General features: G+C 71.3%; 13 protein-coding genes and 1 tRNA gene. 7 read left to right on the top strand and 7 right to left on the bottom strand.

The genetic code is table 11. The features are described 5' to 3' along the window. Window positions 1-46: 46 nt before the first annotated feature. From murI to QE410_RS09065, 5 genes are all read left to right on the top strand, one after another. On the top strand, window positions 47-865 hold the full coding sequence (gene murI / locus QE410_RS09085) for a glutamate racemase (protein WP_307330771.1): 819 nt from the start codon (window positions 47-49) through the stop codon (window positions 863-865). Between the two features lie 36 nt (window positions 866-901). After that, entirely contained in the window at window positions 902-1627 is a 726-nt protein-coding gene (gene rph, locus QE410_RS09080; RefSeq protein ID WP_058231352.1) for a ribonuclease PH, read from the top strand. A 1-nt stretch (window position 1628) separates the two neighbouring features. Next, the gene (gene rdgB / locus QE410_RS09075) at window positions 1629-2225 is read left to right on the top strand and encodes an RdgB/HAM1 family non-canonical purine NTP pyrophosphatase (protein WP_307330767.1); all 597 of its coding nucleotides are present in this window, start codon (window positions 1629-1631) and stop codon (window positions 2223-2225) included. 26 nt (window positions 2226-2251) lie between these two features. Next, window positions 2252-3061, top strand: a complete 810-nt coding sequence (locus QE410_RS09070; protein ID WP_307334437.1) for a glycosyltransferase family 2 protein — start codon at window positions 2252-2254, stop codon at window positions 3059-3061. Between the two features lie 265 nt (window positions 3062-3326). Then, complete coding sequence (locus QE410_RS09065; RefSeq protein ID WP_307330764.1) at window positions 3327-4244, top strand: cation diffusion facilitator family transporter; 918 nt, start codon at window positions 3327-3329, stop codon at window positions 4242-4244. A 284-nt stretch (window positions 4245-4528) separates the two neighbouring features. Here QE410_RS09065 and QE410_RS09060 read toward each other — a convergent pair whose 3' ends face one another. Beyond that, on the bottom strand, window positions 4529-7090 hold the full coding sequence (locus QE410_RS09060; protein WP_307330762.1) for an ATP-dependent DNA ligase: 2562 nt from the start codon (window positions 7088-7090) through the stop codon (window positions 4529-4531). A 140-nt stretch (window positions 7091-7230) separates the two neighbouring features. On the opposite strand from QE410_RS09060, the gene QE410_RS09055 reads away from it, so the two are divergent. Beyond that, window positions 7231-8082 (top strand): Ku protein, encoded by an 852-nt coding sequence (locus tag QE410_RS09055; RefSeq protein WP_307330760.1) that lies wholly within the window; start codon window positions 7231-7233, stop codon window positions 8080-8082. 102 nt (window positions 8083-8184) lie between these two features. Here QE410_RS09055 and QE410_RS09050 read toward each other — a convergent pair whose 3' ends face one another. The 3 genes from QE410_RS09050 to QE410_RS09040 form a co-directional block, all read right to left on the bottom strand. Continuing rightward, window positions 8185-8934: a DedA family protein gene (locus QE410_RS09050; protein WP_307330758.1), complete on the bottom strand. Its 750-nt coding sequence runs from the start codon at window positions 8932-8934 to the stop codon at window positions 8185-8187. A gap of 54 nt (window positions 8935-8988) precedes the next feature. Beyond that, window positions 8989-9070, bottom strand: a tRNA-Leu gene (locus tag QE410_RS09045). 51 nt (window positions 9071-9121) lie between these two features. Beyond that, window positions 9122-10735, bottom strand: coding sequence for an amidohydrolase (locus tag QE410_RS09040; protein WP_307330756.1), 1614 nt, complete (start codon window positions 10733-10735; stop codon window positions 9122-9124). 75 nt (window positions 10736-10810) lie between these two features. Here QE410_RS09040 and QE410_RS09035 point away from each other — a divergent pair, with 75 nt between their 5' ends. Continuing rightward, entirely contained in the window at window positions 10811-11833 is a 1023-nt protein-coding gene (locus QE410_RS09035) for an NADPH:quinone reductase (protein ID WP_307330753.1), read from the top strand. Between the two features lie 113 nt (window positions 11834-11946). On the opposite strand, the gene QE410_RS09030 is transcribed toward QE410_RS09035, so the two are convergent. The 3 genes from QE410_RS09030 to QE410_RS09020 all read right to left on the bottom strand — a co-directional run bounded on the left by QE410_RS09030 (window position 11947) and on the right by QE410_RS09020 (window position 15999). Further along, window positions 11947-12588, bottom strand: a complete 642-nt coding sequence (locus tag QE410_RS09030; protein WP_307330750.1) for a DUF1275 family protein — start codon at window positions 12586-12588, stop codon at window positions 11947-11949. 165 nt (window positions 12589-12753) lie between these two features. Continuing rightward, complete coding sequence (locus QE410_RS09025) at window positions 12754-14562, bottom strand: M20/M25/M40 family metallo-hydrolase (protein WP_307330747.1); 1809 nt, start codon at window positions 14560-14562, stop codon at window positions 12754-12756. Between the two features lie 198 nt (window positions 14563-14760). Further along, window positions 14761-15999, bottom strand: coding sequence for an MFS transporter (locus tag QE410_RS09020; RefSeq protein WP_307334434.1), 1239 nt, complete (start codon window positions 15997-15999; stop codon window positions 14761-14763). Between the last annotated feature and the right edge of the window lie 54 nt (window positions 16000-16053).

The following is a 16053-nucleotide window of genomic DNA, read 5'->3' as shown; positions in this document are numbered from 1 at the left end:
CCGCGCCACCGCGCTCGCCCACCCCCGCCCGATAGGCTGGGCTCCTATGGATGACGCGCCGATCGGGATCTTCGACTCGGGAGTCGGCGGTCTCACCGTCGCCCGGGCCGTGTCGCAGCAGCTGCCGCGCGAATCGATCCTCTACATCGGCGACACCGCCCGCTCGCCGTACGGTCCCAAGCCGATCGCCGACGTGCGCCGGTACGCGCTAGAAGTGCTCGACACCCTGGTCGAACAGGGCGTGAAGATGCTCGTCATCGCCTGCAACACCGCGTCGGCCGCGATGCTCCGCGACGCGCGGGAGCGTTACGACGTTCCCGTCGTCGAGGTCATCGGCCCGGCGGTGCGCACCGCGATGTCGACCACCCGCAACGGCCGCATCGGCGTGATCGGCACGGCCGGCACCATCGGCTCGCGCGCCTACCAAGACATGCTCGAGGTGAACGAACGCCTCACGGTCTTCGCCGAGGCGTGCCCGCGGTTCGTGGAGTTCGTCGAGGCGGGCGTCACCGATTCGCCCGAGGTGCTGGACACCGCTGAGCGGTATCTCGCGCCGCTGCGCCACGCCGGCGTCGACACCCTCGTGCTCGGCTGCACGCACTACCCGTTCCTCGAAGGGGCGATCAGCTACGTGATGGGGCCCGACGTCAGCCTCGTCTCGAGCGACAGTGAGACCGCCAAAGACGTCTTCCGTCAGCTCGTCTCGCGCGACCTGCTGGCGAGTCCGGATGCCACGCCCCGACACCGCTACGAAGCCACCGGCTCGTCGGCCGACGACTTCGTCAACCTCGCGAACCGCCTCATGGGCCGCGAGGTGCGCGAGGTGCAGCTCGTGCAGACCGGCGCCATCGACCTGCCGCGCTGAGGCGTGGCATCCCCTTTCCGTTCCTCTGGAGGACCCATGACCCGCAAAGACGGTCGCACCACCGATCAGCTCCGCCCCGTCACGATCGAGCGCGGCTGGTCGGCGCACGCCGAGGGCTCGGCGCTCATCACGTTCGGCGGCACCAAGGTGCTGTGCACCGCGTCGTTCACCAACGGCGTGCCGCGCTGGCTGACCGGCAAGGGCAAGGGCTGGGTCACGGCGGAGTACGCCATGCTGCCGCGCGCGACCAACAGCCGCAACGACCGCGAGAGCATCAAGGGCAAGGTCGGCGGTCGAACGCACGAGATCTCGCGCCTGATCGGCCGGGCGCTGCGCGCCGTCGTCGACACCAAGGCCCTCGGCGAGAACACGATCGTCATCGACTGCGACGTGCTGCAGGCAGACGGCGGCACGCGCACCGCGGCCATCACGGGCGCGTACGTCGCCTTGGCGGATGCCATCGCCTGGGGCCGCGAGAAGAAGTTCATCGGCCAGCGCGCCGAGGTGTTGCGCGACTCGGTCGCCGCGGTGTCGGTGGGCATCATCGACGGCGAGCCGATGCTCGACCTTGCGTACGTCGAAGACGTGCGCGCCGAGACCGACATGAACGTCGTCGTCACCGGTCGCGGTCTCTTCGTCGAGGTGCAGGGCACCGCCGAGGGCGCCCCCTTCGACAAGCGCGAGCTCGACCAGTTGCTCGAACTCGGTGTGAACGGCTGCGCCGAGCTGCGCGGCATCCAGACCGCGGCTCTCGAGGGCTGACATGGCCCGCGTCGTGCTCGCCACGCACAACCCGCACAAGGTCGAGGAGTTCCAGGCGATCGTCGCCGCGGTGCGCCCCGACCTCGAGGTCGTGGGCTACGACGGCCCCGAGCCGGTCGAAGACGGTGTGACCTTCGCCGCGAACGCCTTGATCAAGGCGCGTGCGGCGGCGGTCCACACGGGGCTCCCGGCCCTGGCCGACGACTCCGGCGTCGCCGTCGACGTGCTCGGCGGGTCGCCCGGGGTGTTCTCGGCGTACTGGGCCGGGCACAAGAAAGACGCCGCGGCCAACCTCGCGCTGCTGCTCGACCAGCTCTCTGACGTCGCCGACCCGCACCGCACGGCGCAGTTCGTGTCGGTCATCGCTCTGGTGCGTCCCGACGGGAGCGAGCAGACGGTCGAGGGCCGTTGGCCGGGTCGCCTGGCGAACGCGCCGGCGGGGCCGGGTGGTTTCGGGTATGACCCGATCTTCATCCCCGACGGTCAGCCCGCGGACGCCGAGCGCACGGTGGGTGAGTGGACGGCTGACGAGAAGAACGCCGAGTCGCACCGCGCCCGGGCGTTCGTTCAGCTCGCGCCCCTTCTCGCGTCACTCTGAGCGTGTAGACCCGTGTGGTGACCGCAATGCCCTCGGTGTCGATCGTCGTTCCCGCATTCAACGAGGAAGCGGTCATCGAGCGGTGTCTGCGGGCGATCGTGCGGCAGAGCGTGCCCGCGGCCGAGGTGCTCGTGGTCGACAACCGATCGACCGACGGCACACGCGAGCTGGTGCAGCGCGCCATCGACGATTACCCGGCCGCCGGCATCCGTCTGCTGCGCCAAGACGAGCGTCAGGGCCTCGTGCCGACTCGCAATCTCGGGATGGATGCCGCCACGGGCGACGTGCTCGGTCGCATCGACGCCGACACGGTGCTTAAGCCCGACTGGGTGGCCCAGGTCTCGCGCGTGTTCGCGACGGGATCGATGGATGCCGTCTCGGGCCCGGTCGAGTACTACGACCTGCCCCTGCGGGCTATCGGACAGCAGATCGACGACCGGTTGCGGCGGTTGCAGGTGAAGCTCGCCGGGGACTTCGTCTTCCTCTTCGGCAGCAACATGGCCGTGCGGGCCGAGGCCTGGCGCGACGTGCGCGAGTTCCTGTGCGACGACCACGCCGACGTCATGCACGAAGACCTCGACATCGCGATCCATTTCGCCCTCGGCGGACACCGCATCGGGTATTGCTCCGACATGGTGGCCGGGATGTCGGCGCGGCGGCTGGACGATCGTCCGCGTGACTTCCGCCGGTACGTCGACCGCTTCGAGAACACCTACGCGGCGCACGACATCCGCGACGTGCGGCTGCGGGCGCCGATGGCGGTGTTCTTGGGCGTCTACCCGGCGTTGCACGTGCACCGGCGCGTGCAAGCGCGGGTGCGGGCGCTGCGCGGCTGACGCGAAGCGCCGGCGCGGAGGCGACAGCGGTGCGGGGTGAGGCGAAGCGGGCGCGGGGTCGGCGGCAGCGGCGCGGGGCCGGCGCGGAGGCGACAGCGGTGCGGGGTGAGGCGAAGCGGGCGCGGGGTCGGCGGCGGCAGCGCGGGGCCGGCGGCGGCAACGCGGCGCCGGCGGCAGCGTGCGCGGCTCGGAGGCGACAGCGGTTCTCATTCCCGACAGGCCCCTCGACCGCCTCGATGTCGGAGGTCGGTTCTAGCCTGAACTCATGCACGATCACGCGCCGTCCGGTGGCATCCGGGATGCCGGCAACAGGCGGCTGCTCGCGACGGCCCTCGCGCTGACCGCGACCGTGATGGTCGTGCAGATCGTCGGGGCGATCCTGTCGGGCTCGCTCGCCCTGTTGGCCGACGCGGCGCACATGTTCACCGACGCAGCGGCCCTGGTCGTCGCTCTCATCGCGACGGCTATCGCCGCCCGACCGGCCGACGACCGGCAGACCTACGGATACCAGCGCGCCGAAGTGCTCGGCGCCCTCGCCAACGGCGTCATCCTGATCGTGCTGTGCGTGTGGGTGGGGATCGAAGCCGCCCAGCGCCTGCTCGCGCCGGCCGAGGCGGAGGTGCAGGGCGGGCTCATGCTCGTCGTCGCGAGCGTCGGCATGACCGCGAACGCCGTGTCGATGTGGCTGCTCGGCCGGGCGCAGAAGCGCAGCATCAACGTGCGGGGCGCCTACCTCGAAGTGCTCGGCGATCTCATCGGCTCGGTGGCCGTGATCGTCGCGGCCGTCGTGATCGTGACGACCGGTTTCACGCAGGCGGATGCCGTCGCCTCGCTGCTCATCGCGGTCATGATCGTGCCGCGGGCCATCGGTCTGCTGCGCGAAGTGGTCGTCGTGTTGACCGAATCGGCGCCGGTCGGCGTGCACGTGGCCGAGATCCGCGAGCATCTGCGCGGTGCCGACGGCGTCGTCGATGTGCACGATGTGCACGTGTGGCAGCTCACGCGGGGAGCGCCGGTGTTCAGCGCCCACGTGATAGTCGACGACGCCGCATTCTCTGACGGCCGGGCCGCCGGCATCCTGTCGTCGCTGCAGGGGTGCCTCAGCGATCACTTCGACGTGGAGCACTCGACCTTCCAACTCGAGCCCGCGGGCCACGTCGAGCACGATTCGCGGCACGCGTAACGCCGACGGGTCGCGGCGGAGGACCTTGCGCCGGCCAGGGTTAGGGCGGGTGCCGGTGGCTTCGACGGGCTCAGCCACCTGTGCTGAGGGTGGTTCCTGAGCGTAGGAAATGGTCCGGGCGGCTTCGGCCCCCGCGAGCAAGCGACGACGCGTCCGGCCGTGGTGTCGACGGGAGGGAGAGCGAAGACGTGTCGGGGTAGCGGGAGCACGACGGGCACCGGGTGAGCATGTCGTGCGTGCAGTCCACGACGTGCTGCAGGAACGCCTCGGCCGGCGACGGCGTCTCACCCCCCGCTCGAGAGCGAGTCCTCCCGCACCACGTCGCCCGCGTCCTTGTCGGGCCGCAGCCCTCGCCACCGTGCCTGTCGCAGGATGCCGCCGGGGGTGAACTCCGCGAACTCGACCTCGGCGACGAGTTCGGGCCGAACCCAGATCGCGTCGCGCGCGTCGGCCGCGGGCACGCCGACGAACGGATCGTCCGCGCTGCCGAGGGGCGCGAGAAGTTCGGTCAGCCGCGTCAGCGTCTGTTCGCCGAAACCCGAACCGACGCGGCCGGCGTACTGCAACCCCTCCGGGCCGGGCACGCCGACCAGCAGCGATCCGATCGTGCCCGAACGGTTTCCCTTACCCGGACGGATGCCGCCGATCACGACCTCCTGCGTGCGCGAGTGCTTCACCTTCAACCACAGCTCCGACCGTTCGCCGCGGCGATAGGTCGACGACGGGTCTTTGACGACGACCCCCTCGAGCCCGAACCGGCCGCTCGTGGCGACGGCGGCATCCACGTCGTCGAAGACCGGCGGCACGACGACGGGGGCGGCGGCATCCCGAGCGAGGTCCTCCAGGATGCCGCGCCGCTCGGCCAGCGGCAGCGCGGCCACGTCGCGCTCGCCCACGACGAGGACGTCGAACAGATAGAGCTGGACGGGGGTGCGCCAGGCCTCACGATCGATCTCCCGCGGCTGGGCGAGGTTCATGCGCTTCTGCAGGAGCGGGAAGCTCGGTCGCCCCTGCGCGTCGAGGGCGACGATCTCGCCGTCGACGACCGCGGGCTCGGGGCCGAGGCCCAGGTCGGCCGTCGTGAGTTCGGGGTAGGTCGCGGTGAGGTCGTTGCCGTTGCGCGAACGCAGCCGAAGTCGCTCACCGTCCCAGATGCCCAGACCCCGGATGCCGTCCCACTTCATCTCCACCCAAGCCCGGCCCCACCGCTCGGCGGCGGCACGCGCGAGGCCCGGGGTCGCGGAGGTCGCAAGCATCGGGCGGAGGTCGGCGGCGGCGGGGGAGCGGTGCGGGGTCTTCGATGTCGTCGTCTTCGCGGGTGTTGGCGATTCCTTCGGGGGCGCGGCGGGGGAGTCGTGCTTCGGCGTCGTCGTCGCGGGCGCTGACGATTCCTTTCTGGGCGTGGCGGTCTCCGGTACGGACGCGGCAGCATGCGCGCCGTGGTCGAGCGGGACCACCGGCTCTCCCTCGCCCTGCGGGCGGCCCTCGGCATCCGTCTTCATCCGGTGCAGCAGCCACTGCGACTTCTCGCCGCGGCCCTCGGTGCGAATGAGGGCGAGGCGCACTCGGCCGAGCGGACCGTCGGCGCGACCCTGCAGGGTGGCGATCACCTCGTCGTCGCGCCACTTCTCGAGCTCGTAGGTGCCGGTGTCCCAGACGGTCATGATGCCGGCGCCGTACTCGCCGCGGGGGATCTCGCCCGCGAAGTCGAGGTACTGCATCGGGTGGTCCTCGGTCATGACGGCGAGGCTGTTCTTCGCGGTCGTCGGGGGCACGCCCTTGGGCACCGCCCAGCTCACCAGCACGCCGTCGTGTTCGAGCCGCAGGTCCCAGTGGAGGCGCGTGGCGTGGTGCTCCTGGATGACGAAGCGGGGGAGCCCCTCGGGCGCGGCCTCGCCGTGCGGAGCCTGCGGAACGGGCTCGGGTGTTCTCCCCGCCGTGCGCTTGGAGATATACGAACGCAGGGGACCGCTGTCGCGCTCGACGGGGGCGAGCGGGTCGCCCGCGCGCGCGAGCACCTCGGTGAACAGCAGGTGGCGCAGGTCGGGGTCGTCGAGCTCCTCCCACGTGCGGGGTGCGGCGACGGTGGGGTGCGCCCGTCCGCGCAGGGAGTATGGGGCGATGGTCGTCTTGGAGCCGTTGTTCTGGCTCCAGTCGATGAACACTTTGCCGGGGCGGGCCGCCTTCGCCATCTGGCTGACCACGAGGTCGGGGTGATCGGCTTCGATCGCCCGCGCGAGCTCTTTCGCGATCGCGCTCGCCGCGTCGCTCGACTGCCGACCGTCGAGGTGCGCATAGAGGTGAATGCCCTTGCTGCCGCTCGTGACCGGCAGCGGGTCCAGGCCGATGTCCTGGAGGATCGCGCGCGCCCACCGCGCGACCTCAGCACATTCGGGCAGACCCACGCCCGGCCCCGGGTCGAGGTCGAGCACGAGCCTGTCGGGGTTCTGCCGCTCCCCGTCGGGGGAGAACCGCCACTGCGGCACGTGCAACTCGAGGCTGGCGACCTGCGCCAGGTACACCAGCGTCGGCAGGTCATCGACGAGCGGGTAGTCCTTCGCGCCGGAGGAGTGGTCGATCGGAAACCGCCGCACCCACGCCGGGGCGCCCGGCTCGAGGGCCTTGGCGAAGAACGGCTCGGTGGCATCCTCCGCCGTGCCCACACCGTCGGGCCAGCGTTTGCGCGTGACGGGGCGGTCGGCGACGTGGGGGAGCAGGCGCGGGGCGATGCGCGAGTAGTAGTCGATGATCTCGCCCTTGGTGGTGCCCGTCTCGGGGTAGAGCACCTTGTCGAGGTTCGACAGCCGCAGGCGACGCCCGCCGATCTGCACCGTCTGCTCCACCATCGCCCCAGCGTAGAGCCGGGGCGGTTCGGGATGCCGAGGGGGTTGCGGGCCGCGATCGCGAACTGTGTTGCAGGAGTTGTGTGCGGCCCGCGGACACAACCCCCTCGGCATCCGCCCCTGTTCCGGTGTTCACTGGATCCATGCGATCGATCTGGAAGGGCGCCCTGACGTTCGGCCTCGTCAACGTGCCCGTCAAGGTGTACTCGGCCACCGAAGACCACGACGTCTCGCTGCACCAGGTGCACAACGCCGACGGCGGGCGCATCCGGTACCAGCGCATCTGCGAGATCGACGGCGAGGTGGTGCCGTACAGCGACATCGACAAGGCGTACGACGATGGCGAGCAGACGGTCGTGCTGACCAAGGACGACCTCGCGTCGCTACCGAGCGAACGCAGCCGCGAGATCGAGGTCGTCGAGTTCGTGCCCAGCGACCAGGTCGACCTGCTCACCCTCGACAAGGCCTACTACCTCGAGCCCGACTCGTCGTCGCCGAAGGCGTACGTGCTGCTGCGCAAGACGCTGGAGCAGACCGACCGCACGGCCATCGTGCGTTTCTCGCTGCGGCAGAAGACGCGGCTGGCAGCCCTCCGCGTGCGCGGCGACGTGCTCGTGCTGCAGACGCTGCTGTGGGCCGACGAGGTGCGCGAGGCGGCGTTCCCGGCGCTGGATGAAAGCGTGCGCATCTCGGCGAAGGAGCTGGAGATGTCGGCATCCCTCGTCGACAGCTTCTCGAAGGACTTCGACCCCGAGGAGTTCACCGACGAGTACCAGGTGGAGCTGCGCACCCTCATCGACGCGAAGCTCGAGCAGGGCGATGCCCTCGACACCGATGCCACCTTCGGCAAGGCCGAGGACGACGACGGCGGTGAGGTCATCGACCTGATGGAGGCGTTGCGCGCGAGCGTGGAGCGCAGTCGTGCGGCGCGGGCCGAGAAGGACGCGCCCGCGAAGAAAGCGCCCGCCAAGAAGAAGAGCTCGAAAGCCTCGTGATCGCGGCGCTCGCCGCCGGGTGACAGCAGCAGCTACAGGCCCGAGCGGCGGATCGGGCGCACCTCGGCCAGCGGCAGGCCGAGTCGTCGCGGCCGTGTCAGCTCAGCGTGCGGGCTGGTCGCCGTCTTCGAGGGTCTGGGCGTCGAGCGTGAGGGCCTCGGCTTCGGCGTGCGTCACGGCGCCCTCGCGCTTGGCGGCGGCGCGCTCGCGGAAGTAGTGGATCGCGATGAACAGTGCGGTGCCGGCGACGGCGGCGAGCAGGATGACGTCGATGTACTCGGTCACGATGTCGCGGATGAAGGGGATGTAGCCCACTGCGTACCCGAGCATGGTGAGGCCGATGCCCCAGATGACCGCACCGATGAAGTTGTAGAGCGTGTACTTGCGCCACGGCATGTGCCCGACGCCGGCCGCGATGGGGGCGAAGGTGCGCACCACCGGCACGAAGCGGGCGAGGATGACGGTGAGTCCGCCGAACCGTTCGAAGAAGGCGTTCGTGCGCTCGACGTTCTTCTTGCTGAAGATGCCCGATTCTTTGCGCTCGAAGATCGAGGGACCGGCCTTGTGGCCGATGTAGTACCCGACCTCACCGCCGACGAACGCGGCGACGCCGATGGCGAGGGCGACCCACCACGCGTTGATGCCGAACACGCCGTTGGGGGCCGCGGGTGTCGAATGCGACAGCAGGCCGGCCATGATCAGCAGCGTGTCACCGGGCAGCAGGAACCCGATCAGCAGGCCCGTCTCGGCGAAGATGATGAAGCAGACCACCAGCAGAGCCCACGGCTGCGAGTTCGTGATGATCGTCGCGGGGTCGAGCCACGGGAGCAGAGCGGCGGTGGTGTGGATCACATCGGTCCCGTCGGGTCGGAGCAGTCGCGCTGGTGCGGGTGGAACGGAAGAACGTGCGGAAGGGGGGACTTGAACCCCCACGCCCGAAGGCACAGGAACCTAAATCCTGCGTGTCTGCCGATTTCACCACTCCCGCGAGTGGGTTCAGTCTAAGCGTGAGCCGCGCGTCCCCGATGTGAAGCGGCCGTCAACCGCCCGCCACCTCACCCGCGACGATCGTCGCGGCGTTGCGGGTCTCGTGGATGCCGGCGGTGTCAGCCGCGAACGGGTTGCGGTCGGCGATGGCGAGGTCGGCCGCGCGGCCCGGGGCGATCGCCCCACCGGGGAGCCCGAGCAGTCGGGCCGAGCCGCGCGTGTAGGCGTCGATCGAGGCTGCGAGATCGAGGGCTTCGCCGGCGCCGAGGGGCGCGGCATCCGGTTCGGTGGGCGGCCGGCGCGTCACGGCGACGTGCACGCCCTGCCACGGGTCGAAGTTCGACACGGGCCAGTCGGAGCCCATCGCCAGATGCGCGCCCGCGCGGTGCAACGAGCCGAAGACGTAGAGCGCGTCGGCGCGGTCGTCGCCGATGACCGGCAGCGTCGCCTGCCGTGTGAGCGCGGTCGCACAGGCCCAGAACGGTTGGGCGTTGGCGGTCACCTCGAGCGCGGCGAAGCGGGCGACGTCGTCGGGGTGGATGAGCTGGATGTGCGCGATGTGATTGCGAACGCGCCGTCGATGCTCGGCGGGCACGCGGGCGAAACCGTCGAGCGCGTCGCGCACGGCCGCATCCCCGATGGCGTGCGCGTGCACGGCGATCCCGGCGGCGTTGAGGGCCGGCACCAGCCGCTGCACCAGCGCGGGCGGGAAGTACGACAGGCCGCGCTCGTCGCTGCCCACGTAGGGCTCGAGAAGGTGGGCGGTGCGGGTCTCGACGATCCCGTCGAGCATGAGCTTCGCCGTGGCACTCGGCAGGCCCGCCGCGGCGTTGGCGCGTGAGCGGTTGACGGCGTGCGCGACGAAGGCGTCGACGCCGTCGGGGGTCAGATCGCGCGGCACCCAGATCGCCCCGGTCGCGCGTCCGCGCAGGGAGCCCTCGCGAAGAAGGTGGAGGTAGGCGTCGGTGAAGTCGGGGAATCCGCCGTAGGGGCCGAGCGCCGCCTCCTGCCATCCCGTGATCCCGGCGCCGAGCAGGTCGCGCGACAGGCGCAGGATGCCGCGGGCCACATCGGCCGTCGCGGGGGCGGGCAGTAGGCGGGCGACGAGCTGCATCGCCCCCTCCCGCAGGGCACCGCTCGGTCGGCCGTCGGCGCGCCTCTCGATGCGCCCGTCGGCGGGGTCGGGTGTCGAGGCGTCGAGCCCCGCCGCCGCTAGCGCCGCCGAGTTGGCCCACGCGCCGTGGTGATCGGCATCCAGCAGCAGGGCGGGCCGGTCGGGCACGAGAGCGTCGAGATGCGTCGCCTGCGGCCCGGAGGCTGGGAACAGCGTCGGATCCCACCCACCGCCGACCACCCACGGCGCGGGGGAGTCCGCCGCGAAGGCCCGCACGCGCGCGTCGATCTCCTCGAGCGAGGCCGCGCCCGACAGATCGCAGCGCAACGCATCCATGGCCCCGACGCCCAGGTGCACGTGCGCGTCGACGAAGCCCGGGGTCACGAGGCCGCCGCGGGCGTCGATGTCGTCCGCGCCCGCGCCCACGGCATCCCGGACCGACGTCAGAGTCCCGACCGCGACGATGATCCCGTCTCGGATGCCGATGGTGTCGGCATCCTGTACCCGTCCGTCCGAGAAGACGACCGCGTTGCCGATGATCAGAGCGCTCACCGCCCCAGTGTGGCGGGCGCCATCGCGACACGCCGAGCGGGAATGCGGTCCGCCGCCCGCCCCTTGTCCCTCTGTATGCAGGCGATCACGTACTCCCAGACCGGTGACTCCTCCGTCCTCTCGCTCGTCGAGCGTCCTCTGCCCGAACCTGGGCCCGGCGAGGTGCGCGTGCGCATCGCCGTGTCGGGGGTCAACCCGACCGACTGGAAGGCACGCGAGGGCGGACGGCCCTTCTCGTGGGACGAGGTGACCCCGAACCAGGACGGTGCGGGAACGGTGGATGCCGTCGGCGACGGCGTCGACGACATCGCGGTGGGCCAGCGGGTGTGGGTCTACCTCGCCCAGCACGAGCGCCCGACCGGCACGGCCGCCGAGTACGCCGTCATCCCGGCGTCTCGCGCCGTGCCGCTGGCCGAGGACGCCTCGTTCGCCCTGGGCGCCAGCCTCGGCGTTCCCGCCATGACGGCGCACCGCGCGCTCACCGTGCACGAGCACGGACCGTCGCGACTCGCCTCGGGCGCGCTGCAGGGACGCACCGTCCTCGTGCAGGGAGGCGCCGGCGCCGTCGGGCACGCCGCGATCCAACTCGCGGTGTGGGCCGGCGCGACCGTCATCGCCACCGTCAGCAGCGACGAGAAACAGGCATTGGCCCGCGCGGCCGGTGCCCACCACGTCGTGCAGTACCCGAGCAACGCCCTGGCCGATGGCATCCGCGAGTTCGCCCCGGACGGGGTCGACCACATCGTCGAGGTCGCCGTCGCCGACAACGCCGCCCTCGATGTCGAGGTGATCGCGAACCACGGCTCGATCGGCTACTACGCCGACAACGGCGGCGACCGCTTCAGCGCCGCAGTGCGCGCGAGCTTCGCCAGAAACGTCCGCTGGCAGGGTCTTCTGCTCTACACGGTGGGGGAGGACGCGCTCGCCGCCGCGGCGGAAGACGTCTCGGCGGCCGTCGCGGCCGGGGCCCTTCCCGTGGGAGCGGATGCCGGGCTGCCGCTGACGTGGTTCGGCTTGGCCGAGACCGCCGCAGCCCACGACGCCGTCGCAAAGGGCGCGACGAGCAAGGTGCTCATCCGCGTCTCCGACGAGAACTGAGGTCGGGACGGCCAGCTCGCCGCGATGTGGCCGTCGCGCGGCACCGGCGGCGTGAACCGCGCGCTCGCCGCGATGGCGCCGTGCGCGCAGAGGCCGGCGGACGGGCTGCGCCGTCAGCCGCGCCGCGCGCGCACCGCGACCACGACCGCGGCCGCGGCGAGCACCGCCGCGGCCGTGCCCAGCGCCGCCGCGCTTCCCAGCCCATGGGCGAGGCCGCCGATCACTGCGCCGCAGACGAGCGCCGACCACAGCAGCAGGGGCCGCCGCCACGCCGCGCGCGATCCACCCGTGACGAGGGAGGCGAGACCGAGACCCAGGCTCACGAGGGTGCCGGTGGAGTAGGTGATCGCGACGCGGGCGCGTCCGTCAGCGAGGAACAGCGTGTTCAGCGCCCCCATCGCGGCCGCGAGGAGGGCGACGCGCCACAGCGTCGCCGTGCCGGCGAGCGACAGTGCGGCGGCCAGCGCGACGGCGCCCGCAGCACCGGCCACCACCCACGTCTGCGACCGCGCCGTGCGTGCGGAGACGATTCCCCCGACGGCCACACCTCCCACGAACGCCGCGATCAGCCCGGCCGAGACGAGTGCGACGCTCGCGTCGCCGCGGAGCAGATCGACGGCGCCCTGGGTGGAGTTGCCGCTCATGAACGACACGAAGAACCCGCCCGTGTCGAGGAAGCCCACGGCATCCACGAATCCGGCCACCCCCGCGAGGACGGCGGACAGCGTCAGCGCGCCACGATCGATGTCCTTCATGCTTCCTCCGTCAGCTCGCCGCTTCGAGGATCATCGTGGGCCGCCGGGCGGCGAGGGCCAAATCGGCCGGCCGCGCCCGGACGCACCGAACCGCCGGGGCCGCGCGTGAGGCGCGACCCCGGCGGTTCGCGGTCCGGGGGGGAACCGTCGAGTGATGCCAGAGGATTACTGCTGAGCGCGTCGGCGGACGATCGCCGTTCCGGCCGCCACGATCAGACCGAAGGCGAGCATGCCCGCGCCGATCAGGGGCAGCGGCGAACCGTCGAGCTCCGAGCCGGTCTTGGCCAGGCCTCCGCCCGGACGCTGCGCCCCCGGCAGGGCCGTCGCCGTGGGGGAGGGGCCGGCGGTGGGCACCGCAGTCGCCGTCGGCTCCGCGGTGGGGGTCGGCTCCGCCGTGGCAGTCGGCTCCGCGGTGGGGGTTGGCGTCGGCGTGGGCTCGGCGGTGGGGGTTGGCGTCGGCGTGGGCTCGACGGCATCCCATGCCAGCGCGTACGCGGCGTGGCCGATCGCCGGCGCGAAGATGTCGACCGAGTCGCGGTTGACGTTCGCGAGGGTGTCATTCACTGTGTGATAGTTGCGGTCCATGAAGACCCCGGCGGTGCCGCCGAACAGCTGCACCTGCTCTTCGGTCTTGATGTCGTCCGCACCCGAGAACAGACCGCCCGCGGGAATGCCGTTCTCGATGAACGCCTGGTAGTCGCTGCGGCCCGAATACTCGGTGTCGATCCACGGCTGGTCGATCGCGTCGAAGTAGTCGGTGTAGATGCTCTCGAGCTCGACCGATCCGTCCGGAATGGCGACGGGTGCCTCGAAGGTCGACTGGTCGGCGTCGTAGACGCCCACGGTGAAGTTCTCCGACCCGATCATGTCGTAGTTGAGGTACGCCGAGATGCGCGCGAGCTCGGCCGGGTCTTCCGCGACGAGCTGATCGACGTACGCCCAGGAGCCGAGCAGGCCGATCTCCTCTGCGCCCCACAGCGCGAGACGGATGCGCTTGTCGTTCGGGACCTCGGATGCCGCGATCTTCTCGGCCAGGGCGAGGATCGCCGCGGAGCCCGAGGCGTTGTCGTTGACGCCCGGGCCCTCGGAGACGCCGTCGAGGTGCGCGCCGATGACGATGGTGTCGTCGGGGTCGCCGACCTTCGTGTCGGCGATGATGTTGAAGGTCTTGCCGACGAGGAACTCCTTCTCGATCACGGCGGTGCCCTCGACGGGTGAGTCCGCAGGAGCGGCGGTGATGAGAGCCGCCAGCGTCTCACCGCTGGCCTGCGGCAGGGTCGCCGCCGGCGAGTCCTCCGTGTTGCGCGGACCCGAGGAGACGTTGGTGAGCTGGTCCTGCGGCGTGGTGCCTTCGCCCGCGGGGCGGGCGTTGTTGTAGACGAAGACGGCGCCGGCGCCGGCGGCGGTGGCGTTGTCGATCTTGGCCTCGAAGGTGCAGACGCCGCGCTGCACGAGCACGATCGCGCCGGCCGGGACGGCCGCGAAGTCGGTCGGCTCGCAGCCGAGACGCAGACCGTCGGCGCCGGCCGCGGGCAGTGCGAGGGCTGCGGTGTACTCGTCGTCGAGCCCCTCGCTGGTGTCGAAATGCGAGCCCTCGTACGTGGTGCCTGCGACAGTCAGCGATGCTTCGCCGAACTCGGAGTAGGGCACGTCGAACTCGTCGCGCGTGACCGTGAAGGCTCCGGTCGCCTCGAGCACCTCCTCGGCATACTCGGCGGCGGCCTCGTAACCCGGCGCGTTCCACGCGCGGTAGCCCTGACCCGCGAACGACTCGCTGATCTCCGAGATCTCGGTCAGGTGGCTCATGACGTCGGCGCCGGTCAGGCCGAGGTCGTTCGGAGCCTCGCCGGGTGCGACCGCGGCGGTGGCGGCGGGCGCGAGCATCAGCGTCCCGCCGACGAGGGCGGTCGTGGCGACGACGGCGGAGAGCCGACGGGCGCGCACGGGCGGGGAGTGGGGGGTGTTTCGGGGCACGGTGAAGGCACCTCTCTGCGGGCGTCGACGCCCGCATCATCCAGGGGGGAATGACGCGCTCACCCGAGGAGGCGAGCACGCGTCGATTCTTACCGGAAGACCCTCGATTCGCCATCGATCTCCGGAATGTTTACGGCGCGGAAACCTTCGTCGGCCATTCCCAGCCGTATCCACCGGCGTGACGTCCGGAGAGTTTCCTCACCGCGCCCGCGGCACGTACCGCGGTACCCACCGGACGAAACCCACCGCGCCCAAGACCGCGATGACACCCATGGCGCCCACTCCGACCGAGATCGACACCGCCGCGGTGAGGGCCGAGACGATCAGCGGCGCGACCGCACCCCCGCCGTCGGTGAGGGTGCGCCACGACCCGAGGAACGCCGCCGGGTCGTTCGGCGGAGCGATATCCGCTCCGAGGGTGAGCAGGATGCCGCTGGACAGGCCGTTGCCCACCCCCAGCACGGCCGCGAACAGGGAGTACCACATCGCCGCGGAGGCGAGATCGTGCGTGAACGACAACGCGAAGAACCCCGCGCCCATGAGGATCATCGCCGGCAGAGCCGCCCACAGGCGCCCGAAGCGGTCCATCACCTGGCCACTGGCGTAGAAGAGGGCGAAGTCGATCGCCCCCGACACGCCGACGACGACCGCGATCGTGCCGGCGTCGAGGCCGAGCGACACGCCCCACAGCGGCAGCACGACCTGGCGGGCCGAGCGCACGGCCGACAGCGATGCCGCGGCCAGACCCAGGCGCGCGAGCACACCGCGGTAACGCCACATCGTCCGGAAGACGCCGGCACGTTCGATAGTGGGGATCGCGCCGGTGACGGGCTCGCCGCTGTCTTCGGCGTCGGCCGTCGCGTCGGGCTCGCGACGGGTGGGGGAGCCGGCGCCCACCGGCACGGCCTTCTCGGGGTCGGGGCCGAAGAACACGAGCAGGATGGTCGCGACCTGGCAGACGGCGAAGAAGACGACGGATGCCGCTTCGTCGCCGAAGACGGTCAGCAGTGCCGCGGAGATGAACGGCCCGACGAACATCCCCAGGCGGAACGTGCCGCCCAGCAGTGACAGTGCTCGCGCGCGGAAGTGCAGGGGCACGCGCGTGGTCATGAACGAGTGGCGGGCGAGCGCGAACGATGCGGCGCAGAATCCGATGAGGAAGACGGCCGCCGTGAAGATCAGCAACGAGGGAGCGAACACGATCCCCACGAGCCCGGCCAGCACGACGATTCCGGCGGTGCCCATGGTGAGGCGCTCGCCGAAGCGGGCGACGGCCCATCCGGCGGGGATGTTGCCGCACAGCTGCCCCACGACGAGGGCAGCGGCCACCAGTGCGGCAAGGGCGACATCGGCGCCGAGGCGGTCGGCGATGACGGGGATGAGGGGGATGACGGCACCCTCGCCCAGCGAGAACAACAGCGTGGGGCCGTAGATCATCGGGGCGAAGCGCACCAGCACGTTCCGGGGAGAGTCGGCTGTCACCGTCTCCAC

The sequence above is a fragment of the Microbacterium sp. SORGH_AS_1204 genome (assembly GCF_030818935.1).
Taxonomy (GTDB): Bacteria; Actinomycetota; Actinomycetes; order Actinomycetales; family Microbacteriaceae; genus Microbacterium.
This window is presented reverse-complemented; position numbering and strand designations above follow the sequence as displayed.

What these genes read in the sequence shown, in the direction of transcription:
- QE410_RS09020 (WP_307334434.1), bottom strand. Translation starts at nt 15,999, where the DNA reads ATGATCTACGGCCCCACGCTGTTGTTCTCGCTGGGCGAGGGTGCCGTC.
- QE410_RS09070 (WP_307334437.1), top strand. Translation starts at nt 2,252, where the DNA reads ATGCCCTCGGTGTCGATCGTCGTTCCCGCATTCAACGAGGAAGCGGTC.
- murI (WP_307330771.1), top strand. Translation starts at nt 47, where the DNA reads ATGGATGACGCGCCGATCGGGATCTTCGACTCGGGAGTCGGCGGTCTC.
- QE410_RS09060 (WP_307330762.1), bottom strand. Translation starts at nt 7,090, where the DNA reads ATGGTGGAGCAGACGGTGCAGATCGGCGGGCGTCGCCTGCGGCTGTCG.
- QE410_RS09035 (WP_307330753.1), top strand. Translation starts at nt 10,811, where the DNA reads ATGCAGGCGATCACGTACTCCCAGACCGGTGACTCCTCCGTCCTCTCG.
- QE410_RS09055 (WP_307330760.1), top strand. Translation starts at nt 7,231, where the DNA reads ATGCGATCGATCTGGAAGGGCGCCCTGACGTTCGGCCTCGTCAACGTG.
- rph (WP_058231352.1), top strand. Translation starts at nt 902, where the DNA reads ATGACCCGCAAAGACGGTCGCACCACCGATCAGCTCCGCCCCGTCACG.
- QE410_RS09065 (WP_307330764.1), top strand. Translation starts at nt 3,327, where the DNA reads ATGCACGATCACGCGCCGTCCGGTGGCATCCGGGATGCCGGCAACAGG.
- rdgB (WP_307330767.1), top strand. Translation starts at nt 1,629, where the DNA reads ATGGCCCGCGTCGTGCTCGCCACGCACAACCCGCACAAGGTCGAGGAG.
- QE410_RS09030 (WP_307330750.1), bottom strand. Translation starts at nt 12,588, where the DNA reads ATGAAGGACATCGATCGTGGCGCGCTGACGCTGTCCGCCGTCCTCGCG.